General features: G+C 60.9%; 1 protein-coding gene. It reads left to right on the top strand.

The window, feature by feature from the left end:
• The coding region (locus AC1DRJ_RS31295) for a Gfo/Idh/MocA family protein (protein ID WP_477805513.1) at positions 1–662 on the top strand (662 nt) is incomplete at both ends.

Genomic DNA, 662 nt, shown 5'->3' on the forward strand with positions numbered 1-662 from the left:
CATGCACCTCGCCGCCAAGAATGCAGGCGTCGTCACGCGTGTCGGCTACAACTACCAGCACAACCCAATCATCGGCCTGGCAAGGGAACTGATACTGAACGGCAGTCTCGGCGAGATCATCAGCTTTCAAGGCGAATTCAGCGAAGACTTCATGGCCGATCCAGCATCCCCTTGGTCGTGGCGCTGTGAGCCCGAACTTGCCGGCGGGGCCCTGGCCGATCTGGGCAGCCACTTGCTCGCCATGGCGCGCTATCTGCTCGGCACTGTCGAAGCAGTGTGCGCCGATTCCCAGACCGTGCATCGTCAGCGCCCGGCCACGGCCGGTAGCCTGGAACCGCGTAACATTGCGGTGGATGATCAGACTCATGCCTTGCTGCGCTTTTCCAGCGGCGCGCGCGGTACCTTCAGCAGCAGTTGGCTCAAGCACGGTTACAAGAATCATCTGAGCTTCGAGATCAGCGGCACCCAAGGCACCCTTACGTTCGATCAGGAGCGTTTGAATGAGTTACGCCTGTGCCGCGCCGGGCAAGACGGGTTCCAGCGTTTATTGGCCGGGCCGAACCTGCCAGGTTACGCAGCGTTCAGCCCAGCGCCAGGGCATCTGTTGGGCTACAACGAGTTGAAGACGCTGGAAGTGCAAGAGCTGATCATGGCCTTGGCAG

The sequence above is a fragment of the Pseudomonas sp. P5_B2 genome, from assembly GCF_056400445.1.